Raw genomic sequence first — 24,388 nt, 5'->3', positions numbered from 1 at the left:
TGGCGCAATGATCCCCCGACCACGGCGGTTGATCAATCGCGCCGCTTTGCCTAAGGCCCGCTGCAACTCCGACTCCCCAAGGAAAAAGGCTGAAAGCATGGGCAAGATCAAGGTAGCCAACCCGGTCGTCGAACTCGACGGCGACGAAATGACCCGGATCATCTGGCAGTGGATCCGCGAGCGGCTGATCCTCCCCTATCTCGACGTCGATCTCCATTATTACGACCTCGGCATCGAGGAACGCGACCGCACCGACGACAAGATCACCGTCGATGCCGCGAATGCGATCAAAAAATATGGCGTCGGCGTGAAGTGCGCGACGATCACCCCCGACGAAGCGCGCGTCGAGGAATTCGGCCTCAAGAAGATGTGGAAGTCGCCGAACGGCACGATCCGCAACATCCTGGGCGGCGTCGTCTTCCGCGAACCGATCGTGATGAAGAATGTCCCGCGCCTCGTCCCCGGCTGGACCGACCCGATCGTCGTCGGGCGTCACGCGTTCGGCGACCAGTATAAGGCGACCGACTTCCGCGTCCCCGGCCCCGGCAAGCTGCGCCTGGTTTTCGAAGGCGAAGACGGCACGCTGATCGACGAGGAAGTGTTCCAGTTCCCCTCGTCGGGCGTCGCGATGGGCATGTACAATCTCGACGATTCGATCCGCGACTTCGCGCGCGCCAGCCTGAACTATGGTCTCGCCCGCGAATGGCCGGTGTATCTGTCGACCAAGAACACGATCCTCAAGGCCTATGACGGCCGCTTCAAGGACCTGTTCGAGGAAGTGTTCCAGGCCGAATTCAAGGCGAAGTTCGACGCGCTCGGCATCGTCTACGAACACCGCCTGATCGACGACATGGTCGCCTCGGCGCTCAAATGGTCGGGCAAGTTCGTCTGGGCCTGCAAGAATTATGACGGCGACGTCCAGTCGGACACCGTCGCGCAGGGCTTCGGCTCGCTCGGGCTGATGACCAGCGTGCTGATGACCCCCGACGGCCAGACCGTCGAATCCGAAGCCGCGCACGGCACCGTCACGCGCCATTACCGCATGCACCAGCAGGGCAAGGCGACCTCGACCAACCCGATCGCGTCGATCTTTGCCTGGACCGGCGGCCTCAAGCACCGCGGCAAGCTCGACGGAAACGCCGAGCTGGTGAAGTTCGCCGACGACCTCGAAAAGGTCTGCGTCGCGACGGTCGAGAGCGGCAAGATGACCAAGGATCTCGCGCTGCTGATCGGTCCCGACCAGAATTGGCTGACGACCGAAGGCTTCTTCGAGGCGATCGTCGAGAACCTCGACAAGAAGATGGGCGCATAAACAACCAAAAAGGTTGGGTTAGCCATCTAGCCAATCGGGGCCGGCCTGCATAAGGTCGGCCCTTATGGTATCGGAGACAGAAACCTCGCTCATCGGTGACGCGCTGGTGGTGCTAGGCGCCGCGGGCGTCATCATCCCCGCCTTCGCGCGTTTCCGGATCTCGCCGGTCATCGGCTTCATCCTCGTCGGCCTGCTTGTCGGGCCGTCGGGACTGGGATCGCTGACCGGCGACTATCCGTGGCTGCGCCATGTCACGATCGGTTCGGCCGAGGAAATCGCGCTGTTCGCCGAGCTCGGCATCGTGCTGCTGCTCTTTTCGATCGGGCTCGAGCTATCCTTCCGCCGCCTCTGGCAACTGCGCAAGCTGGTCTTTGGAATCGGGGCCGCCGAGTTGCTTCTGTGCGGCGCGATTCTGGGATCAGCGATCCTGTTGCTGCGCGATCAGCCGCTCGCGTCCGCCTACGGCCTCGGCATTGCGCTCGCACTGTCCTCGACCGCGCTGGTCCTGCCCATCGCCGGCACCAAGACGGCGGTCGGCAAAGCGGCCTTTTCGATGCTGTTGTTCGAGGATCTGGCGCTCGTCCCGATCATCTTCATCCTCGCCGCCCTCTCCCCCGCCGCCTCGGGCGACAGCGCCGAGCTGCTGCTGACCACGCTGTGGCAGGGCGCGCTGGTCGTCGCCGCGCTCGCGATCGGCGGCTGGTTCCTGCTGCCCAAAATTTTCGCGCAGGCGGCGCGCGCCAAGGATCCCGAGCTGTTCCTCGCCGCGAGCCTGCTCGTGGTCATCGTCGCCGCGCTCGCGACCGCCGCGGTCGGGCTGTCGCCGATCGTCGGCGCACTGCTCGCGGGATTGATGATCGCCGAGACCGAATATCATAATGAGGTCGAGGCGATCACCGCGCCGTTCAAGGGATTGGCGCTCGGCGTCTTCCTGATCAGCGTCGGCATGGGGCTGAACCTCAGGACGATCGCCGCGATGTGGCCGCAGCTGATCGCGGCGGTCGTCGGCGTGGTGCTCGTCAAGGCGATCGTCACCGCCGCGCTGCTGCGTTTCTCGGGCGTCGTCCGGCGCGGGACTGCGGCGGAGGTCGGCCTGCTGATGGCGAGCCCGTCCGAAACGACCCTGATCGTGCTCGCGACCGCGCTGCAGGCGCAGCTCATCAGCCGCACCACGGCCGAATTCTGGCAGCTCGTCACCGCGATCGGGCTGACGATCACGCCCTTGCTCGCGCGCATCGGCCACGACATCGCGCGGCGAATCGAGATGGGCAATACCGAGGTTGAGGCGGAAGACTCGCCGCCGCGGCGCACCGTCGTCGTCGGCTTCGGCCGCGTCGGGCGCATCGTCGCCGAACTGCTGCGCGAGCACGACCGGCCCTATATCGCGGTCGACGCCGACATCGACACGGTGGCGGCGGCGCGGCGCGACGGCTTCCTTGTCCGCTACACCGACGTCGGCCGGCCGGGCAGCCTCAGCAAGCTGGGGATCGAGAATGCCGACGCCGTCGTGCTGACGATGGACGATCCGGTCCAGCAATTGCGCATGACGCGGCGGCTTCGCGGCAAATATCCCGACCTGCCGATCATTTCGCGCGCGCGGGGCGCGGATCATGCCGCCGCTCTCTATCAGGCGGGGGCGACCGACGCGGTGCCCGAAACGCTCGAAAGCTCGCTCCAGCTCGCCGAGGCGGTGCTCGTCGGGCTCGGCACCCCGATGGGACCGGTGATCGCCTCGATCCACGACGTGCGCGCGAAGATGCGGCACGACATCATGACGAAGGGCCAGCTCGACCACGAACCGCGTATCCGGCGGACGCGCCGTCACGCGCCCGACGGTGAAGCCGCCTAACGTCCGCCGACCGCCGCAGAGGACCCGGCATCGAGGGCAGACGCCTCCGCAAGCGTCATCCCCTTGGGCAGGATCGCGAGCGACCATTGCCGTTCGGGCGCCAGATATTGGCGCGCGAGCCGCTGGACGTCGGCGGCGGTGACCGCCGCAATATCGTCCTGGATCGACAGCGCGGCGGCAGCGACGCGTGGGTCGCGCGTCGCGCCTTCGAGCAGGAACATCCAATAGACATTGCCCGTCGAGGCGCGCGCGACCTGTTCGCGGATCGGCCCGGCGTTGCGCGCGAGTTCATCGGCACTGACCGGTTTCGTCACCAGGTCGGCGGCGATCTCCTTCGCGATGGCATAGAAGCGATCGAGATCCTTCGGCGCGAGCAGGCTGCCGACGAGCAGATAGCCGCCGCTGTCGAAGCCGGTCGGCCAATGGCTGTCGACGACGGGGCCATAGCTTGCGCCCTGTTCGGCGCGCAGCCGGTCGAACAGCCGGTCGTTGAAGATCGCCGCGAGAATCTCGAGCCCGCGCGCATCGCGCGGGCTGGCGAGGCCGCCGCCGGTGGGCCATGCCGTCATCGCCGCGGCCTGCCCCTGCTCGCCGCGGTGGTAGGCGATTTCGGGCTCGACCACATGCTTCGCGAACGCCACGCGCTGGCCGCCCGGCGGCGCGAGAATCTTGCGCGGCGGCAGCGCGCCGAGCGTTTCGGCGAGGATCTTCCTGTAATCGACCGTCTCGAGGTCGCCGAAAATCTGCACCTCGATCGGCCCGCTCGCGAGGCGCGGTTCCCAGAAGGCGCGGAAGGCGGCGGGCGTCAGCGCCTCGATCTGCGCCTTGTCGGGCGCCGCCCAGCGCGCGTCGTTGCCGGTCAGCCATCCGCGCAGATTGCGGTCGAGCACCGCATTCGGCGTGGCGTCGTTGAGATCATAGCCGGTGAGATAGCCGATGCGCAGCCGCTCGACCGGCGCCGGGTCCCAGCGCGGAACGGCCAGCTTGCCCGCAATCAGCCGCATCTGGTCGGCAAGGTCGGCGGGCCGGCTTTCGGCCGACAGTTCGAACGCATCGTCGTCGATCGCGAAATTCATCTGAATCTGGCGGCCGTTGGTCAGCTTGTCGATCTCGTTCTGCCCCCAGGGGCCGATCCCGCTCGCGACCAGCGCATAATCGCCGGTCCACAACAGATTGGGCGCGTCGGCAGCGACGCTGCGGTTGCCGGTGCCGAAGCGCACATTGACGCGGACCTTGCCCGGTTCGACCTTGTTGTTCGAAACCAGCGCGGTCACGCCGTTGGAAAATTCGATCCGTTCGGCGCGCAGGCCGAGAATCGGGTTCGTCGAAACGATCGTCCCCGGCGGACCGAAGGCGGGCAATTCCTTGAAATCGGCGTCGACGGCCGCCAGCCGGTCATCGCGCGCCGTCACCGGCGCCTTCAGCGCGGCGAGCACCGCGGCGTCGCCGCCCGCCGACGTCGGCGTCGTCAGCACGACGCGCGTGACCGGCGCGGCGAAGATCGCCTTGCTGATCTCGAGCATCACCTGCGGCGTCGCCGAGGCGCGGATCGCCTTGAACATGTCGACCTGCCCCTGCGGGCTCGTCACCGTTTCGCCGATGTCGACCGCGCGCACCATATCGTCGGCGAGCCGCGCGCCGGGTTCGTTGCGGGCGTTTTCGAGCTCCTTGAGTAGAAACGCCTCGATCTCGTTCATCTCGCGGTCGATGTCGGCCTGCGACGGCGGCGTCTTCACGGCGTCGGCGATCACCCCGCGGACATCGGCAAGCGCGGCCTGCCAGTCGTTCAAGGGAACGATCGACGCCATCGTCACGTCGGCGCTGCGGCTGACATATTGCTGCTCGACCGTCGCGACGAGGTAACTGCCGCCGGCGCGGGCGCTGTTTTCGAGGCGGCGGTTGACGAGCGCCTGTGCGATATATTCGAGATAGAGCCGCCGCGTGTTTGCGACCGTGTCGATGCGCTTCTTCCACGGCCGCACCATCGCGAGCGTGATCGCGAGCGGCTGGCTGGCTTCGACGATCTCGAGCGCGGCGGGCTGTTTCGGATCGGGCCTGCCGAAATCGGGCGCCGGCGGGTTCGGGCCGTCCGCCTGCCAGTCGCCGTAATATTTGGCGATCAGCCGGGCGAACTCGGCCGGGTCGCCATCGCCGGAGATGACGACCACCGCCCGGTCGGGGCGGTACCAGCGATCGTGAAAGGCGCCGACCGAGGTCGCGCTCGCCTTGCCGAGCGACGCCGTGGTGCCGATCGGCGACCGGTCGCCGAGCAATTGGCCCGCGAAAAGATGCGCGTTGGTCGCATCGGCGATCCGCTTTTGCGGACCGTTGGATTCGCGCAGCTCGGCCATCACGACGCCGCGTTCGGCGGCGACCGCAAGTTCGGAGATGCGCGGGGCGCGGATCATGCCCGACAGCAATTTCATGCCTTCGTCGAGATTGGCCGGCGTGACGCTGGGCAGGTCGAGCTGGTAGACCGTCTGCGTCGGGGTCGTCTGCGCGTTCGAATCGCTGCCGAACGTGACCCCGAAACGCTGCCAGATGCGCTTCGCCTCGCCGTCGGGGATATGCTCCGAACCCCGGAAGGTCAGATGCTCGAGCAGATGCGCATAGCCGCGCTCTTCCTCGGTCTCGAACATCGAGCCGACGTCCATGCGCACGCGGATCGACACCTGCCCCGGCGGCACGCCATTGTTGCGCACCGCATAGCGCAAGCCGTTGGGGAGCACGCCGAACTGCCACGCGGTGTCGCGCGGAATATCGCTGCCGGCGTAAAGCCAGTCGGCGTTCTTCGCCTGGCTTTGCGCCGTCGCCCCCCCGCCGCTGTCCTGCGCCCCGGCCGCAAGTGGCGCCAGAAGCAGCGCGGCGGCGCCGGACAGGAAAAGCGAGCGGGCGAAACGAAGCGGGCGGCGCGGGGGAGAATGGGACATTGGCCCATCTTATCGCTTCCGAACCTTGCTGACCACTGAACTGTCATGCTTGCTCCGGGCCCAGCGCGCGCCTAGCCAGCAAGAATGAACGCTTCATCTCCCGCCCCGCTCGCCGCGTTGATCCAGATGACGAGCGGCACCGATCCCGACGCGAACCTCGCGACGATCGATCGCGCGATGGCCGACGCCGCGGCGTGCGGCGCGGCGATGGCCTTCCTTCCCGAAATGTCGCTGCTGCTCGACCGCGATCGCGCGCGATCGGGCCGGCACATCGCCCGCGAAGCCGACAGCCCCTGGCCTTCGGCGCTGCAGGCGATGGCGCGAAAGCACGGCGTCTGGCTGCATTCGGGATCGATGCCCCTGCTCGCCGACGACGGCGCGCGGCGCGTCAACCGCAGCCATGTCATCGCCGCCGACGGCAGCATCCGGGCGCGCTACGACAAAATCCATATGTTCGACGTCACGCTGCCGTCGGGCGAGAATTGGCGGGAGTCGGCGACCTATATGGGCGGGGACGCGCTGGAAGTCGTCGAGACGCCGCTCGGACGAATGGGGCTCAGCATCTGCTATGACGTGCGCTTTCCCGAACTCTATCGGGCGCTCGCCGAGCGCGGCGCGACGATCCTCGCGATCCCCGCCGCCTTCACCGTATCGACCGGCGAGGCGCACTGGCACGTGCTGATGCGCGCGCGCGCGATCGAGACGCAATGCCATGTCGTGGCCGCGGCGCAGTGCGGCGCGCATGCCGACGGCCGGCAGACCTACGGTCACAGCGTCGCGATCGATCCCTGGGGCGCGGTTCTGGCCGATGCCGAGGGCGCGGAGGCGATGGCCGGGAGGGGTTATCGATTGACGCTCGCGCCCGTCGATCTGGCGGCGGCCGAGCGCGCCCGTCAGGCGATCCCGCTCGAGCGGTCCCGCGCCGCGCGGAACATCGCCCTCTGACGAGGGTCAGGACCGATCAGGGCGGCGTCCCTAAATCTGACCCATCTGAAATCCGTTCGTGTCGAGCGAAGTCGAGACACCCATCGACCTTGCGCTACGACGATGGGTGCCTCGACTTCGCTCGACACGAACGGGCAGGTGAGTCAGGTTTAAGGGCTCGATGCTCTAATGGCCCTGACCCTAAACAGCGCCGCGTCTTCATGCGGCGCTCATCGAGATTGGAAACCCCAAATGCACAAAAGGCCCCGAGCGACGCTCGGAGCCTTTTGGTATCGGTATCGATCAGCCGATATTACGGGCTGGTCGGTTCGTCGTCGTCGTTGTCCGACGCGATGATGATGCCGCCAACGACAGCAACGAGAGCGAGGACAGCGATGATCCAGCTCGTGCTGCCTTCGAGTTCGCTCTGGCCGTCAACGGCCGAAGCCGCGCGAGCCGCGGGGGCTGCCGATGCGGCGACCGGAGCCGCGATCATCGAGGTCGCTGCGAGAGAGATCGCAGCCTTCTTAAGCAGGTTCATCTTATTCTCCGTCCACTGGATTACTCTTGTCGAATCACACCGGAGGAACCTCCCCGGTCTGCTTCTGCAGCGCCTTCTTAGGCACGGCCTTCAGCAATTGCAACGACGTTTTGCCCTAGCCCGCCAAATGTTAGTAAATAATAAATAGGGAAAAACTTGTCGCAAAGAATGGTGCTTATCCGCGCCGCACGCGGTCGAAGGCTTCGCTCGTGACGGGGTAGCCGAGGTGCGTCGGGATGCACAGGTGGCTCTGCCCGTCGCGCTTCTCGATCCACGGCGTAACCAGTTCGACCGGAAACTGCCGGGAATGATGAGAGAAGCCCGCAAAGTCAGCAGCTTGCGCGATGCGTTCGAGGTTGCGCCGGGTCGGGAAGATCACCGACACCTCGCCGCGATCCGCCATCGTCAGCGTCGCCTCGGCGCTCGCCCAGAAGATATGGCTGTGCTCGGCCTCTTCGACTGTCAGTTCATGACCGTGCGGCGGGGCAGCGACGGCGTAGAATCGCGTGTCGAACGTCCGGGCTTCCTTGAAATTCGGGCACCAGCGCGCGAAAGGCACGAAGGATTCCAGCGTGACTCGGTCGCCGCGCGCGGCGAGAATGTCGGACAGCAGCGCGCCGCCGAGCAGCGCCCGCCGCACCTCCGCCGCCTCCTTTTCCGCCAATCCCGGCCAGCCGACCGCGAGCCCCGTTTCCTCGAGCGTCTCGCGCAACGCGGCGACGCGCGCCGCCCCGTCGGCCTCGTCGATCCCGAAACCATGGAGGCGCGCGACGCGATAATCGTCGGGATCGACCCGCCCGCCCGGGAACACGACGGCGCCCGCCGCGAATGCCATCTTCGCCGACCGTTTGACCATCAATATCTCGTCGGGCCCGCCGCTGTCCGAGGGACGCATGATGACCAGCGTCGCCGCGGGAACGGCGCCGTCGGGCAAGACTTCGGGCGGGGCGGTCGGCGAAGTTGCGTCGGTCATGACCAAGCGATAACCGCCCTGCCCCGCCCTGTCATCTCGGCATTTCGCCCCGGCATTGCGGGCGCGCGCGGACGGGTGCAAGATGGCGCCCGATCGCGCGATCCGGAACGGGGAGCAGGACATTGGGAATCGTCGAGATTTTGGGCGTCGCCGGCAGTCTCAGCCTCCTCGCCGGCTGGCGGCTCTACCTCACCATATTGGCAACCGGCGTCGCGATGCGGTTCGGCTGGCTGCCGCTCCCCGAACATCTCGCGGCGCTGCAGATACTCGCCAATCCGTGGGTGCTCGGCGTCGCGGCGCTCGGCACGCTCGCCGAATTCCTCGCCGACAAGATCGCCTGGGTGGATTCGGTCTGGGACACGGTCCACAGCATCGTCCGGCCCCTGGGCGGCGCCCTCCTCGCACTGGCGCTCGTCGATTCCTCCGACCCGGCGTGGCAGGTCATCGCCTTCCTGCTCGGCGGCGGCGGCGCGCTGCTCAGCCACGGGGCGAAGGCGACGACGCGCGCGGTCGTCAACGTCAGCCCGGAGCCTTTCAGCAACGCCGCCGTCTCGACCGGCGAGGATGTCGCGACCGGCGGGCTGCTCGCGCTCGCCATCGCCTATCCGCCGCTCGCCATCGTCATCGCGATCCTGCTCGCGGCCGCCGCGGTCGTGGTGATCGTCGCGCTGCGGCGCCTGCTCCGCAACATCAAGGCAACGCTGAAGCGCGCTCTGGGCGACGAGCCCGCAGCACCCGGTGTCTAGGCCGGGAGCAGGGCTTTCAGCGGGGTTTCGGTGTCGGCGAGTTGCTCCGCCGTCGCGCGGAGCCCTGCGGTGACGATCATGCGGCCCTGGACATAATCCCTGGTGGCATTGACGCAGTCGAGCGCGATGACCTTGCCCGCCTTGAGGTAGACGACCGAGAAGCTGCGCGCCCTGGGATCGCCGCGCAGCACCGCCTGATCGTGGCCCGCCGAGAGGCCCGCGGTCTGGAGCTTGAGGTCATATTGGTTCGACCAGAACCAGGGGATCGCATGATAGGGCGCTTCGTCGCCGGCGATGCCCTTGGCGACCACATTCGCCTGATCATTGGCGTTCTGGACGGACTCAAGCCGGATCTCGGCGCCCTCGGCAAAGTCGTTCGCATGCGCCGCGCAATCGCCGATCGCATAGATGTCGGGCAAGCTCGTCTTGCAGAACGGATCGACGCGCACCCCGTTGGCGCAATCGGCGCCGGCGGCGATCAGCGGCTCGACCGCAGGGATAATGCCGATGCCGACGATGACGAGATCGGCCGGAATGACCTCGCCGTCCGACAAGCGCACGCCGGTGACATGGGTGTCGCCTTCGATCGCCTCGACGCAGACGCCGAGCCTGAGGTCGACGCCATGCTCGCGGTGCTCCTTCTCGTAGAAGCGCGACAGATCTTCGCCCGCGACGCGCGCGAGCACGCGGTCCTGCGCTTCCAGGAGCACGACCTTCTTGCCCGCCTTGGTGAGCACCGCCGCCGCCTCGAGCCCGATATAGCCGCCGCCGATCACGACGATCTGCTTCGCGGTCTCCGACGCCGCCTTCATCGCGTCGGCATCGGCACGCGTGCGCACGCCCTGCACGCCGGGCAGGTTGCCGCCGGGGATCGGCAGCATGCGCGGCGCTCCGCCGGTCGCCCAGACGAGCTTGACATAGCCGATCGTCTCGCCGCCGTCGGTCGTGACCGTATGCGTTCCGGGGTCGACCGATACGACGCGCTTGCCGAGCAGCATCGTCACCTCGCGCTCGTCCCAATATTTGGCGGGGCGCAGCTGGATGCGCTCGAATTCCTTCTCGCCCGCGAAATATTCCTTCGACAAGGGCGGACGCTCGTAGGGCAATTCGGGCTCGTCGCCGATGATCGCGATGCTGCCGGAAAATTTCTGCGTGCGCAGCATCACCGCAACCTGCGCACCCCCATGACCCGCACCCACGATCACCACATCGAACCGCATCGCTCGCATCTCCCGCTGCTCTTCGGTGCGCCCCTTGCACGCGCGGCGGAGCGAGGCAAGCCGCGCCCGCCTCACTCACAGGAAAGAAAAAGTTGAAGCTCAGCCCACCAGGGTCAGCGCCGGCTTGGCCCGGTCAGCGGCGAAGGCCGCCGTTTCGATTTCCTCGACTTCGGATCGCAGGACCGCAACGACCTCGCCCAGCTTGGCCGCGATGATCGCGGCCTGCGCCGCCTCCAGCCCGGCGACGACGACCTCGATGCGCATGTGCGACGGCAGAAGGTGCATCGTCAACGCGCTCGGCACGAAGGCGCGCTGCGCGAAGAAATTGGCGACGCGCGGCAAGGATTGGGGGTCGAGGATCGCGTCGATCCGGAAACGGTGCATCAGGCCGCCTCGCGCTGCGCGCCGGCGATGACCTCCTCGGCCATTTCGTCGGCGACAGCGGCGGGCGAGCGGCCTTCGCGCGCCGCCCGCTCGAGCAGTTCGCCGACCCGCGGCGCGATCTGCGCCACGCGCAGTTCGACGTCGCTTTCGTCCTCGCCCAGATATTCGGCCGACACGTTGATGATGCCGCCCGCGTTGACGACATAATCGGGCGCATAGACGATCCCGCGATCGAGCAGCAGCGCCGCGACGTCGGGCGTCGCGAGCTGGTTGTTGGCGGCGCCGCAGACGAGCTTCGCCTTCAGCCGCGCGACCGTGTCGCGGTCGAGCGCGCCGCCGAGCGCGCACGGCGCGAAGACGTCGGCCTCGACCGACGCGATCTCCGACACGTCGACGACCCGGGCGCCATGCACCGCCGCCAGCCGCTCGCGGCGCACCGGATTGACGTCGGCGATCACGAGCCGCGCGCCCGCATCGGCGAGGCGGCGGCACAGGTCGGCGCCGACGTTGCCGGTGCCCTGAACGGCAACGGTCAGCCCGTCGAGATCCCGGCCCAGCGCGAACGCGGCCGCAACCCGCATCGATTCGAAGACGCCCTTGGCGGTCCATGGCGACGGATCGCCGCCCGCGCGCCCCTCGGCGGAGGGCAGGCCCGCAACATGGCGCGAGACCGTAGCGACCTCCTGCATGTCCTCGACCGACGTTCCGACATCCTCTGCGGTGACATAGAGGCCGCCCAGCGCCTCGACCGCCCGCCCGAAAGCACGAAATAGCGCAACGCGGTCCCATTCGCCCTCGGGCCGCCGCAGCACCGCCTTGGCTCCGCCGAGCGGCAGGCCGGCGAGCGCATTCTTGTAACTCATGCCCTCGGCCAGCCGCACGGCATCGGCGAGCGCGTGGCTCGCGTCAGGATAGGACCATAGCCGGCATCCCCCGGCGCCCGGCCCGAGCGCGGTCGAGTGAATCGCGATGAACCCGTCGAGCCCCGCTTCGAGATCGTAAAGCCGCACGCATTCGAGCGGCGGAGCCAGACGGGCAAGACGGACGACCATGACATAACCTCCTTGGATTGAGGGGAGCTTGTCGCATTTTCCCGCCGGGCAAACTTGATCGATTACCGGCCGGGCAGGATGATTTTCGGATTTTCTGACCGACATAATTCGTGTATCGGGTCGAAATGACCGATCTGGACCCGTTCGAGATAAAAATTCTCCGCGAATTGCAGCGCGACGCGAATCAAACGACGGCCGAGGTCGCCGAGCGCGTCGGGCTGTCGGTGTCGCCCTGCTGGCGCCGCATCGATCGCCTCGAACGCGACGGCTTCATCAGAAAGCGCGTCGCGATCGTCGACCGGCGCAAGGTCGGGCTCAACGCCCATGTCTTCGCGCAGGTGAAGCTCAACGCCCACGGCCGCGCCAATCTCGACGAGTTCAGCGCGGCGATCCAAGGCTTTCCTGAGGTGCTCGACGCCTATGTGCTGATGGGCACGACCGATTTCATGCTGCGCATCGTCGCGCGCGACATCGACGCCTATGAAAGCTTTTTCTTCGACCAGCTCAGCAAATTGCCGGGGGTGCAGGAAATCAACTCGACGGTGGCGCTGTCCGAGATCAAGGCGACGACCGAACTGCCGCTCGGCCAGGATTGACCCGGCCTCGGCGCGCGGCGCGGTCCGGATCGACGGGGGTTGCCGTAACCATATAATCTAGTTACATCGCGCATATGTTCGAATTTTCGGCCGGAAGCCCGGCCCTCTGTCTCGTTGATACGATCGGCGACCGCACGGGCGCCGGTGTCGAGCGTCTGTGCGACCCGTCCGATCTCGATCGGTGGCTGCACGAGGCGTCGCTCGCCGGCGCGGCTATTCGTCCGGCGACGGGCGCGGATCTCGCCGAAGCGCGGCGGCTGCGCGAGGCGACCTATCGTTCGGTATCGGCGCTGATCGAGGCGGCCCGGCCCGATGATGCGGATATCGAGATCATAAACCGGATGGCGCGCGCCGCGCCGCCGCGCCCGCAATGGCGCGAGGGCCGTGTCGAATTCATCGCAGGCGATCCGGTCGCCGCCGCCCTCTCGCTCCTCGCCGCCGACGCGGTCGCCCTCCTCGCCGCCCCGCACGCCGAGCGCGTGCGCCGGTGCCCGGATTGCGCGATGATATTCCTCGACCGGTCCCCCGCCGGCCGCCGGCGCTGGTGCTCGTCGGCCAGCGGCTGCGGAAACCGCGACAAGGTCCGCCAGCATCGCGCGCGGCGCGCTTCCCGACGAAAGGCCAATCCCCATGACTGAACGACGCGCCTGCTTCGACTTCGAAATCGAGTTCGCCAACGGCGGCGCGTTGCAGGGTCAGGACTTTCGCCTCGACATTGCGGGCGACGATGTCGACGACGAGACGCTCGCCGCGGCGATCATCGCCGACCTGCGGCTGCTGATGGTCGGGCGTGTCGCCATCCTCAACAAGCGGATCATCGAGGAGCCGCACAAGCGCTCCGCCGCCCGCTCCGCGGAGTCTGGAGAAGCACTCCGCATCGATCTCAGCCATGTGATCGAAAGCGGCATGATCACCTACAAGGGCCTTCCCGCGCCGCTGATATGCGATCATCTTTCGCGGGCCGCGTCGCGCCGGCATTATGATGCGGGAACCGAATTCCAGATCGACCGCATCGAGATGGTCGGAAACACCGGCACCTATCTCGACACCCCCTTCCATCGCTTCGCCGACGGCGAGGATCTGGCGGAGCTTTCGCTCGACAAGGTGTCGGATTGTCCGGGCATCGTCGTTCGCGTCACCGGCGCCAGGGATCGGGCGATCGACTGGACGATGTTCGCGGCCGTCGATGTGAGGGACAAGGCGGTGCTCGTCCACACCGGCTGGGACCGGCACTGGCGCACGGACCAATATTTCGAGGATCATCCCCATCTCACCGAACGCGCGGCGATCCATTTGCGCGACCGCGGCGCGCGGCTCGTCGGCATAGATTCCTTCAACATCGACGCGACCGACGGCGGAACGCGCCCTGTCCACAGCGTGCTGCTCGCGGCGGGCATTCCGATCGTCGAACATCTGCGGGGGCTCGACGCGCTGCCCGCGGAAGGCTTTCATTTCTGGGCCGTTCCGCCCAAGTTCAGCAAAGTCGGCACCTTCCCCGTCCGGGCCCACGCGATCCTTCGGGGCCGGATCTAGACCGTATCGATCCTAGGGCCTTTCCGGGTTGGATCGCGTCATGCGGCCAAAATAGAGCAGCAGGTCGAACGCACGCCGCGGCTGAACGAGATTTTCGGTGGAATAGTTGACGCTCATCGACTGCTCGCGCGACAGCCAGCGGGCCGGCGCGCCCGATGACGAACGCATGTCGAGCATGAAATTCTCCGGACCCGCCTTTGCCAGCGCGGTATCCAATGTGCCCGGCGCTCCCGTTCCCTCGTCGCGCATCGACGAGCTGCTCCCGAAGATCACGAGGTCGCGCCCGAGCGCGCGCCGCAAATGGACGCCCATCGCGGCGGGCGGCCGCGCATAGACCGCCCATATACCGCCGCGGCCATGCGCATTCATCACATGCCCGTTGTGCGCGAAGAGCAGGATGCGCCCATCGCGTCCTTCCTGACCCAGCGCCCATAGCGCATTGGCGGCCATCGCGGCATCGCGCGCGGCGTCGGCGCGATAATCGTCGGGGAGCAGGCGGCCTTGGGGATCGGGGACGCCGGAGACGTCGAAGAGGTCCGCGAGTTGCCGCGCGCCCACGACATTCTGCCGCGCCCAGTCGAAATCCTGCCGGGAGGACGCAGCGACGAGCAGCTTTCGATCCGAATCGAAGACATGGAGGAGGCGGACGATCGACCGGCGCAGCCTTGCGCGTTCGCTTGCCGTGAGGGCGCGGTAGCCGGGGGCCGAGAAGCTTTCGAGAAATGGCGCGACTTCCTCGCGTGCGTGCGCCGATCGGGCGGGCGCCGCGCGGGCGAGATAGGCGATGCCCGCGTCGAGCGTGATCCGCGCGCGCGCCCATGCGCCGTCGGCGTCGCCGCCGCTCATATCGATGCCATAGAAAGCGATCTTGCGTGCGTTCGCGGGGTCCAGATTATAGGCGCGGATCCATTCGAGCAGCTCGACATTCTCGGCGTAGCGTCCGAAGCCCCATGTGAAGCCGGTCCGCGCCAGCTCGCGCGCATCGCCGCTCCCGCCCGCCACATAGTCGCGGAGGCGGCGCGATTCATGGAAGCCCGTTTCGAGCGCGATCGCGGTAAACCCCCGCTCTTCGACGAGATAGCGGAAAAAGCAGTTGCGCAGGGCGAGCGGTTGGCGCGCGCCATGCGCCGGCTCGCCGAGCGCGACGACACGCGCATCGCCGACGGCCTTTGCCATCATGTCATAATCCCCGCCCGACCGGATCGACGAACAGGCCGGGAGGGCGACCGCATGGGCCCGCGCCCATGCGATGAAGGCATCGTCGGCGGGCGCCGCCGCGGCGGGCATCGCCCAGAGCAGCGCCATGAGGGCCGCGCCCGTCCAGCCCAGGACGATCACGGCAGATCGATACGGTATAGCGGAACGCCGCTCAGGACGAGCCGCTGCGCCTTGCCCCCGGCAACCGCATCGAATTGGAGCCACTCGGGCGCGTAGGCCGGGGTTGCGAAGCGAAAGCGCCCCGGAAGCTCCTCGATGAGCGGTATCGGAAGGCTGGAATCGGCGTAGGACATGGTGAGCTTTCCGCCATGCGCATAGATGCGAACGCTTGGCCCCTCTTCGCCATGGGCGGCGTATCGCCCGACGAGCGGACGATAGGCCGGGGGTGCAGCGGAAGGCAAGGCCGCGCCTTCGCGAACAAAGGTCATATCGCCTTCGACAATGTCCGATACCTTTCCCGACGCGTCGCGAAAGAAAAGATAGGCGCGCGGCCCCGTGGGCGTGAGGTGAGCGCCCCACGCCTCGCGGCCGATCCGCGCGAGCGTCAGCGTTTCGCCGCGATCGTCGACCAGCAATTCCCCCGCGGGCCCGGGCCGGAACCAGAGCGTCCGGCCGTCCGGTCCCACCAGACGGGCCGCGAAACCCGTCGGCTCGCGCCACGCGAGATCGGGTTGCGGCGCCGGCGTCCTGCCGAAAAGCCGCCCGACGATGCGCTCGCGCAGCGCCCTGTCGGCCGGTCCGTTGCCGAGGATGACGAGGCCGAGACCCTGTTCCAGATGGACCGCGAAATAGGCCTGGAACCCCGCGATCGATCCGGTGTGGAAAAGCATCCGGCCGCCGTCGGCGATGTCGAAGCCATAGCCATAATCGTCGCGAACGGGCGTGACGATGCGGGCGAAGGCGCGTTCGGAGAGGAGCCGCCCCCGCGGCGCGTTCCCCCGCGCAAGCAGCATCCGGGCATAAGCGGTCATATCGGGCGCGGTCGAGACGATCGCGCCGTCGGCGGCGATATGCTCGAACCATGGCGCGACCGCGAGGCCGCCGTCGGGCGCGCGCTCATAGCTTGTCGCGATCCGCCGCCGCAGCCTGTCGTCGATCTGCGGCGAAGTCGCGGCCATGCCCAGCGGGTCCAGGATGCGCCGCTGCAGGATCAGCGGAAAGGGCCGCTTGTCGATCGCCTCGGCGACATAGCCGAGCAGTTGATAGCCCGAATTGGAATACCAGAAATGCGCGCCGGGAGCGTAGCGGGGTTCGAAGCCCTCCAATGCGGTCACCAGAAACCGCATCGAAGCGACATGCGCCAGATAGTTCGGCAGCCCCGATGTGTGCGACATCAGCGCCCCGCCGGTGATGGGGGCATATGTGCCGCGCGGACGAAAATCCGGCAGGTAGCGCGCAACCGGCGCGTCGGGGTCGAAGCGCCCCTCGTCGCTCATTTGCATGAGCGCGACCGCCGTGAAGGATTTGGAGATCGATCCGATCGCAAAGCGCGTGTCGGGTGTCGCCGGCACCCGCCGGTCGATGTCGGCATAGCCGTGCGACGCGGTCATGAGCAGCCGGTCCCGGTCGGTTATCGCGACGACGAGCGCCACATCCCCTTCCGCGCCCTCCACCATCGCGCGGATGTCGGCGAGCGCCGCATCCCGGCCGGCATTGCCGCTTTCCGTGGCGGCCGCGACCCCCGCGAAACCAACCGCGAAAGCGAAGAAGAGCAGCAGGCGGGTCATGCGAGGCATCCATCGACCAGGCGTTCGAAGGCGGGGCCGCGGCGCATCGGGTCGGCCACCGCAATACCCCATTCACGCGTGAGGCCGGTTATCGCCTTCTCCGCCTCTTCCACCGTCAGCCCGGCGGTGTTGAGCGACACGCCAGCGCAGCGGACGCCGGGATTGGTGAGCCGCGCCTGCTGCAGCGTCATCTCGATGGCGCGGCCGATCGACGGCAGCGGATAGTCGGGCAAGCCGACGATCCGCTCGCGGCCGTGCGCGTGGCATAGCACGAAAATGTCGGGCTGCGAGCCGTGAAGCAAGCCGAGCGACACCCCCGCATAGGAAGGATGGAAAAGCGAGCCCTGCCCTTCGATGACGTCCCAGTGCGCGGGATCGGCATCGGGGCTCAGCATCTCGGCGGCGCCCGCGACGAAATCGGCGACGACCGAATCGATCGGAATGCCCCGCCCCGCGATCATGATCCCCGTCTGCCCCGTCGCGCGGAAATCGGCGTCGATTCCGCGCGCGCGAAAAGCCTCCGCGAGCGCGAGCGCGGTATATTTCTTGCCGAGCGCGCAGTCGGTGCCGACGGTCAGCAGCCTTTTGCCGCTCCGCCGCCGCCCGGTCGCGACCGGCAGGCCCGGCGGCGGGACGCGAACATCGATGAGGCGGCGCCCGTGCGCCTGCGCCGCCTGACGGAGCGGCGGACTGTCGCCGAGCCGGTCGTGCGTTCCGCCGATGAGGTCGAGCCCCGCTTCGAGCGCCTCGACCAGATAGGGAAGCCAGGCTTCGCGGATCGCGCCCCCGATCGACGCCGCGGAAAGGACGAGCGCCCGCGCGCCCGCCGCATGGGCCTCGCGCGGCGTCATCTCCGGGATGCCGAGCGTCGCTGCCGCGCCCGCGCATTTATGCTCGGCGATGCAAAGCTCTGGCGCCCAGTCGCGCAGACCCAGCCCCGTCTTCAGAAAGGTCGTGTCCGCCGCGTCGCCGAGGAACAGCAGATAGGGTTTCGGAAGGTCGAGATCCGCCGCACCGGCGCCGGGCGCCGCCGCGCTGCGATCGAACGGGGCGTTCATGGTCTGGACCTGGAAAAAACAGGGCGTCCGGGACTGACGTCCTTCACAAGTCTGCCGCCATCGACGACGAGTACGCCGTTCACCATGACATAGCGAAAACCGTCCGAATAACGGGCCGCATCGCCATAGGTCGCGCGCGTACCGACCGTCCGCGGATCGAAAAGGACGACGTCGGCGTCCATGCCGGGCTGGAGCCGGCCCTTGCGCTTCATCGCCGGAACAAAGCCTTCGAGCCGCTGCGCGGGCAGCAGCGTCACCCTGCGCAGCGCATCGGCCAGGCCGAGCGTTCGCGTCTCGCGCACATAATGGCCGAGGAGGCGCGCGAAGCTCCCGGCGGAGCGCGGATGGCCGTTCGGCCCTTCGATCCGGCCGCCATCGCTCGCGACCAGCATCGCCGGCTCCCGCAGCAGCCCTGCGATCGTCGCTTCGCTGTTCATGTGCATGATGACCCCGTCGTCCTCGCTGCCCCCGCGGAGCGCGTCGAATTCGGCTTGCGTCAGCCGTTTGCCCGTGCGGCGCGACTGCAGGTCGCCGACGCCGACGCCCCAGCGCCTTTCCCAGCCCGGGTCGAAGAAATGGCTGCGCACGGCATCGACCGATCCGCCCCAGGGATAGGTTTCGGTCGTGATGTCGACGCCGCGCGCCCGCGCATCGCGCATCAGCGCCGCCATGAAAGGCGCATCGCGCATCGCCATGCTGTTGATATGCGCGACATGCACGCAGGCCCCGGTGACCGCCGCGTTGCCGATGCTTTCCTGCACCGCCTCGAATGTGCTGTCGGGCTCGACGAGGCTGCCGTAGCGGATGTGGGTGAAGAGACAAGTCGCCGTCCGCGCGGCGACCGCCGTCACATCCAGCATCTCGCGACGCGTGATGCCCGGCGCATATTGGGTGCCGCTGCCGATGCCGATCGCGCCTTCGCGAACGCCCTGTTCGAGCAGCACCGACAGCCGCTCGGCCGCCGCGCCGGACAAGGGCTCGTCCGCTTCCTTCGCGCCGAATTTCTCCATCGGGTCGCGCAGTGCCGCAAGGCCTGCCGTCCCCTCGCCCTTCTGGATGAAATAGCGCAGCGCCGTATGGCTTACGCTGGTGCCATAGTTCAGAAGCTCGCGCCCGCGCTTCGCTTCATACCAGGAAGACACCGGCCAGGCTCCGATCTCGAGTTCGAGCCGCGTCGTCACGCCGTCCTTTGCCTGATAGCCCGCCGCTTCGCGGGTCGTCGCGTGCGAATGAATGTCGATGAACCCCGGCGCCGCGACGAGCCCGCGCGCATCGATCACGCGCCGCCCCTCGAGCTGCACCTCGCTGACCGCGGCGATCCGCGCGCCATCGACCGCGATGTCGCGCACCGCGTCGAGCCCGGTTTCGGGATCGATCGCGCGCGCGCCGCGATAGACGATGTCGTGGACGGTCGCGGCCGGCGACGCGGCGGCGGGAAGCTCCGCGAGCAGGACGGTGGCCGCGAGCAGGAGCGCGGCTCCCCGCGCCGCCCGTTCGATCGTCAAGACCCGCTTCCCATCGGCCATCCCCGGCACAGGGTCAGAAATTCGCGCGCAGCGAAACCGTCACGCTGCGCGGTTCGCCGACGACATTGCCATAAAAGAGCGTCTGGTAATTGTTCACGAAATAATGCTTGTCGAACAGGTTCTTGACGTTGAGTTGCGCGCGAAAGCGGCCGAAATCATATCCCGCCGACGCATCGACCAACATATAGGAGGGCAAGTCGCGGGTCGTGCGGTCGATGTCGGTTTTCACCGAACCGACATAGCGGACCCCGCCGCCGACGAAGGCGCCGCCGGCGAACTCATAGCTCGAATAGATGCTGGCGGTGCTTTTCGGCAGAAAGGTCAGCGTCTTGCCGATCAGCGCCGGATCGTCGTCCTTGCGGATCGTCGGATCGAGAATGGCGAGGCCGGCGTTGACCTGCCAGCCTTTTGCAATCTCGCCCACCGCCTGCAATTCGAACCCGCGGTGCCGGACCTTGCCGACCGGCGCATAGCGGTCGATCAGGTCAATGGTCTGGTCGTATCGCGCCTGGTTGGCCTGCCGGACGTCGAACAGCGCCCCGGTGAGGAGTAACCGCCGATCGGGCGACACATATTTGAAGCCGATTTCATATTGCTCGCCGGTCAGCGGCGGCAGCACGTCGCCGACCGCGTCGATGAAGAGCTGCGGCTGGAAGGACTCGCTGTACGATGCGTAGAGATTGAGGCCCCTCACGGGCTCCAGCGTCGCCGCGAGGCGGAGGCTCGTCTGACTGTCGCCGCTGAAGTCCTGCCAGGCGTCCGTGCCCGACTGCTTGCTGACGTCGGGCTTGGCCCATGACAGGCCGCCGAGCAGGGTCAGCGGCCCCGCGATCTTGATATTGGCCTGCGTCGACAGGGTGAAATAGCGAAGCCGCCGGTTCAGGCTGTAATCGAAAATGCCCGGATAGGTCCGCGTGTTGAAAAGCGCCTCGATCGCGTCCACACCGTCGAAGATATTGGCGACGTCGCCCTGCGGCGTGTCGGGAATCGTGCCGGCCTGTTGCGTGTCGTAGCTCTGATAATTGGCCGCGACGGTGACGAAGCTGTCGGCAAGCCCGAGCTCGTCGAACTTGTAGACGGTCGACAGCCCGGCGCTGAAGGCCTCCGTCACGCTTTTGGTGATATTGTTGATCGCGATGAAGAAATCGCCGTTGGGCTGAAGATCGAAACCGAACCCGCTCTCGCCGGTGGTGTTCGAGCGGAGATAGTTGAGCTTGAGGCTGACCGACAGCGCCGGCGACGCCTCCCAGTCGAGCCCGCCGTTCACCCGCGCCACCGGCGTCACGAGATCGAAATCGCCCGACCCGATGAAGAAGGACCGGCCGACAGGCGCGGGCGACCCATCGGGCAAGGTCGGGATGCCGTCGAACGAGGTGCGCCGGTAACGCTCGTACCCGCCGTGCAGATAGCCCTTGAGACCGGGCGACAGTTCCGCGTCGATCCCCGCATATAGCACGGTCTTGGCGGAATCGACGCGTGTCATGAAACTGCCGCCCTCCTCGTGGACGGCGACGCCGATCGCATGGACGGTCCCCGGTGCGTCGAGCGAGGTCGCCACCTGGCCTTCGAGCCGCCAGCGATCCCACGAGCCGCCGAGAATCGCGATATGCGACGGCGTATCGGGGTCCGCGCCCTTCGTCACCTGATTGATGATCCCGCCGGGATTGGCGGCGCCGTAAACGACCGAGGTCGGTCCCTTGACGATTTCGAGCCGTTCGAGCGTTGCGAAGTCGGGCTCGTAATCGAGCACCCCGACATTCAGCCCGTCGATCGCATTGCCCGCCGCAAATCCGCGCAGCTTGACGATCGACGAGGTCCCGCCGGGATTCCCGTCGAACAATGCTCCCGGCGTATATTGCGCGACGTCGCCCAGCGACCTCGCGTCGGTGGCGTCCAGAAAATCCTTGCTGACGAGGCTGATCGACTGCGGCACCTCCTCGATCGGGACCGGAAGCCCGGTCGTGCCGCTCGTATCCTCGCTGAGGTAGCGATAGCCGCTGACGACGATCGCATCGCCCTCGCCGCCCTCGCCAGCTTCCTGCGCGGCCGCCACCGAAGGCATGAAAGCCGCGGCGGCCAAAGCGCCGCTCGCGCACCAGAAGCGGGGCGCGATGCGCCTGTTCCGGCAAAACGCAGAAGATTGTCGGTTCATCGTCATCACACATCCCCCTTCATCGGCGATCGATCGCCCGGGCTCCGCGCCATATCGAGGAGCGAGGCCGAATGACGGAAGTAAGTCCCATTGACATATTTCTGTCAATTGATAGTTTTGACGATATTTCTGACATAAATCGACGCATTCGCGCGGGAAAGGGGTCGTCATGGAAGGCGGGCGGGATCGAGGTTCGCATGCGGCGGGAGGCGAAGCGCCCGCCATTCCGAATGTGCCGCTTCTCCAGCGCCTGCAAGCCGATCTCGAAACCTATTCGACCGCGGACCGCGCGATCGCGACCTATATCCTCGGCCATTATGCGACGCTCGCCTTCGAGACCGCGATGACGCTCGCCCGAAAGGTCGGGGTCAGCGAAATCACGATCGGGCGTTTCACCCGCAAGCTCGGCTATCGCAATTTCAAGGCGATGAAGAACGAACTCAAGGACAGCAGCGAGGAAGGCTTTCCGTGGCTGGTCGGCGAACAGCTCCGGCACTTCGTCGATACGCCCGGTCTTCCGGACGAGGCGGACGGATCGATGCAGCGCGAGATGAAGTCGCTGCTCGCGGTCTATCGCCTCGCCGAAACGCCGCAATGGGAAGCGGCGGCCACGCTGCTCGCCCGGTCGCGCACGGTCCAGATCGCGGGTTTTCAGACCGAGCGCGGCATAGCGATGCTGCTTGCCAACCATCTGCAATTCATGCGCGACGGCGTGTGTCTCGTCGATCTGACCGCCGGCAATTACGCCGATGTGTTCGCGGCCGACGACGGCGACGACCGGTGCCTCGTGGTCATCGATATTCGGCGCTATTCGCGGCAATCCTATCTGATCGCCGAACAGGCGAGCCAGCAAGGCATTCCGCTGATCGTCCTGACCGACCTGTTCTGCGACTGGGCGCCCCGCTTCACACCGCACGTGCTCGCGGTACCGACGCAGACGGGCATGTTCTGGAGTTCGCCGGTCGCGCTCGTCTGCGCGGTGAACCTGATGGTGAACAGCGTGATCAAGCAGATCGGCACCAAGGTCGAAGCCCGGCTCGAAACGCTCACGCGGCTCCATCAGACGTTCACCGGCTATGCCGGCCACCAGCCGCCGCGTCCGAGAATGAACGCATAGGCTTACCGAGCTAATGACAGTTTTTTGTCATTAAAATTTATAGACAGAAAAATCTCACGAGATTAGCCGATGCGCATGTCCGCAGCGCATCGCCTCGCCACCCTCGATTCGCTCGACCCGATGCGAATTGCCGGCCGCATCCCCGGGGGCGAGCGGGCAATGACGTTGACAGGATTTCCGGCGGCGCCTAGGGCCCGCCGCACATCAAGAGTCGGGCCGACGCCCGGCACCAACCTGCTCCCGAGCAAGGTGGTACCCCGCAATCCGCGGGGGATGTGGCCGGACCGGCAACCAACGGGACCCCAAGCCGCACCTGCGTCGAACCGCCTCCCCTCTGCCGAAGGAAGGATTTCGACGTGACAAGCAGGGCGCAACAATTCGCCAGCGACAATTATGCGGGCATCTGTCCCGAAGCCTGGGATGCGATGGCCGCGCAACAATTCGCCAGCGACAATTATGCGGGCATCTGTCCCGAAGCCTGGGATGCGATGGCGGCCGCCAATTCGGCCTCGGCCCCCGCCTATGGCGACGATGAATGGACCCAGCGCGCGGCCGACGCTTTCCGGAGGCTGTTCGACACGCGCTGCGAGATATTCTTCGCATTCAACGGCACGGCGGCGAATTCGCTGGCGCTCGCGGCGCTATGCCAATCCTATCACAGCGTCATTTGCTCCGCCTCGTCGCACGTCGAGACCGACGAGTGCGGCGCTCCCGAATTCTTCTCGAACGGGTCGAAGCTGCTCGTTGCGCAAACCGCCGACGGCAAGCTGACCCCCGAAGCGATCCGCGCGCTCGCGACGAGCCGGTCCGACATTCACTTCCCGAAGCCGCGAGTCGTGACGATCACCCAGCCGACCGAGACCGGCCAAGTCTATACGATCGGCGAGATCCGCGCGATTTCGGCGACATGCCGCGAGCTCGGGCTCAAGCTGCACATGGACGGCGCGCGCTTCGCCCACGCCTGCGCGACACTGCAATGCGCGCCCGCCGACCTGAGCTGGCGCGCGGGCGTCGACGTCCTCTGCTTCGGCGGCACCAAGAACGGCATGGCGGCCGGCGAGGCGATCGTGTTTTTCGACACCGCGCTCGCGACCGATTTCGACTATCGCTGCAAGCAGGCCGGCCAACTCGCGTCGAAGATGCGTTTCCTCGCCGCCCCGTGGATCGGCCTGTTCGAGAGCGGCGCCTGGCTTCGCAATGCCGAACATGCGAACGGCTGCGCCACCCGGCTCGCCGCGGCGATCGAGGGCCTTCCCGGTGTCAGCCTCGCTTTCCCGGTCCAGGCCAATGCCGTATTTCTTCAAGCGCCGGAGAGCCTGCTCGAAGCATTGAGCACGCGAGGCTGGCGCTTCTACACCTTCATCGGCGGATGCGCGCGATTCATGTTCGCCTGGGACGCCCGCGTCGATACCGTCGATCTCCTCGCGCAGCATATTGCCGAACTTGCGGCCCGGTCGGAGAAGCGGGGGAACCGGCCTTTGCCGGCCTTCGCGGAAGCTCGCGCCGAAAGCGGAGTTCCGGGATAGCATT

The 24,388-nt window shown here is 66.9% G+C and carries 20 protein-coding genes and 1 riboswitch; of the genes, 9 read left to right on the top strand and 11 right to left on the bottom strand.

What is annotated here, in order from left to right:
• The first annotated feature begins 97 nt into the window (after window positions 1–97).
• Both QZL87_RS03925 and QZL87_RS03920 read left to right on the top strand, forming a co-directional pair.
• Complete coding sequence (locus QZL87_RS03925) at window positions 98–1,312, top strand: NADP-dependent isocitrate dehydrogenase (protein WP_295323974.1); 1,215 nt, start codon at window positions 98–100, stop codon at window positions 1,310–1,312.
• A gap of 64 nt (window positions 1,313–1,376) precedes the next feature.
• Complete coding sequence (locus tag QZL87_RS03920) at window positions 1,377–3,161, top strand: cation:proton antiporter (protein WP_295323972.1); 1,785 nt, start codon at window positions 1,377–1,379, stop codon at window positions 3,159–3,161.
• Here QZL87_RS03920 and QZL87_RS03915 read toward each other — a convergent pair.
• Entirely contained in the window at window positions 3,158–6,091 is a 2,934-nt protein-coding gene (locus QZL87_RS03915) for a M16 family metallopeptidase (RefSeq protein ID WP_295323970.1), read from the bottom strand. The two genes, QZL87_RS03920 and QZL87_RS03915, sit on opposite strands and share 4 nt — an antisense overlap.
• Before the next feature lie 84 nt (window positions 6,092–6,175).
• On the opposite strand from QZL87_RS03915, the gene QZL87_RS03910 reads away from it, so the two are divergent.
• Window positions 6,176–7,036, top strand: coding sequence for a carbon-nitrogen hydrolase family protein (locus QZL87_RS03910; RefSeq protein ID WP_295323968.1), 861 nt, complete (start codon window positions 6,176–6,178; stop codon window positions 7,034–7,036).
• Between the two features lie 292 nt (window positions 7,037–7,328).
• On the opposite strand, the gene QZL87_RS03905 is transcribed toward QZL87_RS03910, so the two are convergent.
• Both QZL87_RS03905 and QZL87_RS03900 read right to left on the bottom strand, forming a co-directional pair.
• Window positions 7,329–7,556: a hypothetical protein gene (locus tag QZL87_RS03905; protein ID WP_179499452.1), complete on the bottom strand. Its 228-nt coding sequence runs from the start codon at window positions 7,554–7,556 to the stop codon at window positions 7,329–7,331.
• Window positions 7,557–7,731: 175 nt separating this feature from the next.
• Complete coding sequence (locus QZL87_RS03900) at window positions 7,732–8,529, bottom strand: NUDIX domain-containing protein (RefSeq protein ID WP_295323965.1); 798 nt, start codon at window positions 8,527–8,529, stop codon at window positions 7,732–7,734.
• A gap of 122 nt (window positions 8,530–8,651) precedes the next feature.
• Here QZL87_RS03900 and QZL87_RS03895 point away from each other — a divergent pair, with 122 nt between their 5' ends.
• Window positions 8,652–9,275, top strand: coding sequence for a DUF4126 domain-containing protein (locus QZL87_RS03895; protein WP_295323963.1), 624 nt, complete (start codon window positions 8,652–8,654; stop codon window positions 9,273–9,275).
• Here QZL87_RS03895 and QZL87_RS03890 read toward each other — a convergent pair.
• The 3 genes from QZL87_RS03890 to QZL87_RS03880 all read right to left on the bottom strand — a co-directional run bounded on the left by QZL87_RS03890 (window position 9,272) and on the right by QZL87_RS03880 (window position 11,931).
• Window positions 9,272–10,495 carry an FAD-dependent oxidoreductase gene (locus QZL87_RS03890; RefSeq protein WP_295323961.1) on the bottom strand — a complete coding sequence of 408 codons (1,224 nt, stop codon included), beginning with the start codon at window positions 10,493–10,495 and terminating at the stop codon, window positions 9,272–9,274. The two genes, QZL87_RS03895 and QZL87_RS03890, sit on opposite strands and share 4 nt — an antisense overlap.
• Before the next feature lie 99 nt (window positions 10,496–10,594).
• A complete protein-coding gene (locus QZL87_RS03885) occupies window positions 10,595–10,879 on the bottom strand; it encodes a hypothetical protein (protein ID WP_295323959.1) in 285 nt (94 codons plus the stop codon).
• A complete protein-coding gene (locus QZL87_RS03880; RefSeq protein ID WP_295323957.1) occupies window positions 10,879–11,931 on the bottom strand; it encodes a Glu/Leu/Phe/Val dehydrogenase dimerization domain-containing protein in 1,053 nt (350 codons plus the stop codon). Before QZL87_RS03880 ends, QZL87_RS03885 begins: the two co-directional genes overlap by 1 nt.
• A 125-nt stretch (window positions 11,932–12,056) precedes the next feature.
• Here QZL87_RS03880 and QZL87_RS03875 point away from each other — a divergent pair, with 125 nt between their 5' ends.
• From QZL87_RS03875 to QZL87_RS03865, 3 genes are all read left to right on the top strand, one after another.
• A complete protein-coding gene (locus tag QZL87_RS03875; protein WP_295323955.1) occupies window positions 12,057–12,527 on the top strand; it encodes an Lrp/AsnC family transcriptional regulator in 471 nt (156 codons plus the stop codon).
• A 74-nt stretch (window positions 12,528–12,601) separates the two neighbouring features.
• A complete protein-coding gene (locus tag QZL87_RS03870) occupies window positions 12,602–13,165 on the top strand; it encodes an ABATE domain-containing protein (RefSeq protein ID WP_295323951.1) in 564 nt (187 codons plus the stop codon).
• Complete coding sequence (locus QZL87_RS03865; protein WP_295323949.1) at window positions 13,158–14,060, top strand: cyclase family protein; 903 nt, start codon at window positions 13,158–13,160, stop codon at window positions 14,058–14,060. The genes QZL87_RS03870 and QZL87_RS03865 overlap by 8 nt, the downstream gene beginning before the upstream one ends.
• 12 nt (window positions 14,061–14,072) lie before the next feature.
• Here QZL87_RS03865 and QZL87_RS03860 read toward each other — a convergent pair whose 3' ends face one another.
• The 5 genes from QZL87_RS03860 to QZL87_RS03840 are packed head-to-tail and all read right to left on the bottom strand — an operon-like array spanning window position 14,073 to window position 21,651.
• Window positions 14,073–15,398 carry an erythromycin esterase family protein gene (locus tag QZL87_RS03860; RefSeq protein WP_295323947.1) on the bottom strand — a complete coding sequence of 442 codons (1,326 nt, stop codon included), beginning with the start codon at window positions 15,396–15,398 and terminating at the stop codon, window positions 14,073–14,075.
• Window positions 15,395–17,005 carry a serine hydrolase domain-containing protein gene (locus QZL87_RS03855; RefSeq protein WP_295323945.1) on the bottom strand — a complete coding sequence of 537 codons (1,611 nt, stop codon included), beginning with the start codon at window positions 17,003–17,005 and terminating at the stop codon, window positions 15,395–15,397. The genes QZL87_RS03860 and QZL87_RS03855 overlap by 4 nt, the downstream gene beginning before the upstream one ends.
• Complete coding sequence (locus tag QZL87_RS03850) at window positions 17,002–18,063, bottom strand: DUF1611 domain-containing protein (RefSeq protein ID WP_295323942.1); 1,062 nt, start codon at window positions 18,061–18,063, stop codon at window positions 17,002–17,004. The genes QZL87_RS03855 and QZL87_RS03850 overlap by 4 nt, the downstream gene beginning before the upstream one ends.
• Window positions 18,060–19,568 carry an amidohydrolase family protein gene (locus QZL87_RS03845; RefSeq protein ID WP_295323940.1) on the bottom strand — a complete coding sequence of 503 codons (1,509 nt, stop codon included), beginning with the start codon at window positions 19,566–19,568 and terminating at the stop codon, window positions 18,060–18,062. Before QZL87_RS03845 ends, QZL87_RS03850 begins: the two co-directional genes overlap by 4 nt.
• A 34-nt stretch (window positions 19,569–19,602) precedes the next feature.
• Window positions 19,603–21,651 carry a TonB-dependent siderophore receptor gene (locus tag QZL87_RS03840; protein ID WP_295323937.1) on the bottom strand — a complete coding sequence of 683 codons (2,049 nt, stop codon included), beginning with the start codon at window positions 21,649–21,651 and terminating at the stop codon, window positions 19,603–19,605.
• 322 nt (window positions 21,652–21,973) lie between these two features.
• Here QZL87_RS03840 and QZL87_RS03835 point away from each other — a divergent pair, with 322 nt between their 5' ends.
• Both QZL87_RS03835 and QZL87_RS03830 read left to right on the top strand, forming a co-directional pair.
• Window positions 21,974–22,858: a MurR/RpiR family transcriptional regulator gene (locus QZL87_RS03835; protein WP_295323934.1), complete on the top strand. Its 885-nt coding sequence runs from the start codon at window positions 21,974–21,976 to the stop codon at window positions 22,856–22,858.
• Between the two features lie 196 nt (window positions 22,859–23,054).
• A riboswitch (SAM-I-IV-variant riboswitch) is annotated at window positions 23,055–23,163 on the top strand.
• Between the two features lie 120 nt (window positions 23,164–23,283).
• Window positions 23,284–24,384 (top strand): low specificity L-threonine aldolase, encoded by a 1,101-nt coding sequence (locus QZL87_RS03830; RefSeq protein WP_295327163.1) that lies wholly within the window; start codon window positions 23,284–23,286, stop codon window positions 24,382–24,384.
• Window positions 24,385–24,388 lie beyond the last annotated feature (4 nt).

Origin of the sequence: uncultured Sphingopyxis sp. (genome assembly GCF_900078365.1) — a bacterium.
Taxonomy (GTDB): domain Bacteria; phylum Pseudomonadota; class Alphaproteobacteria; order Sphingomonadales; family Sphingomonadaceae; genus Sphingopyxis.
This window is presented reverse-complemented; position numbering and strand designations above follow the sequence as displayed.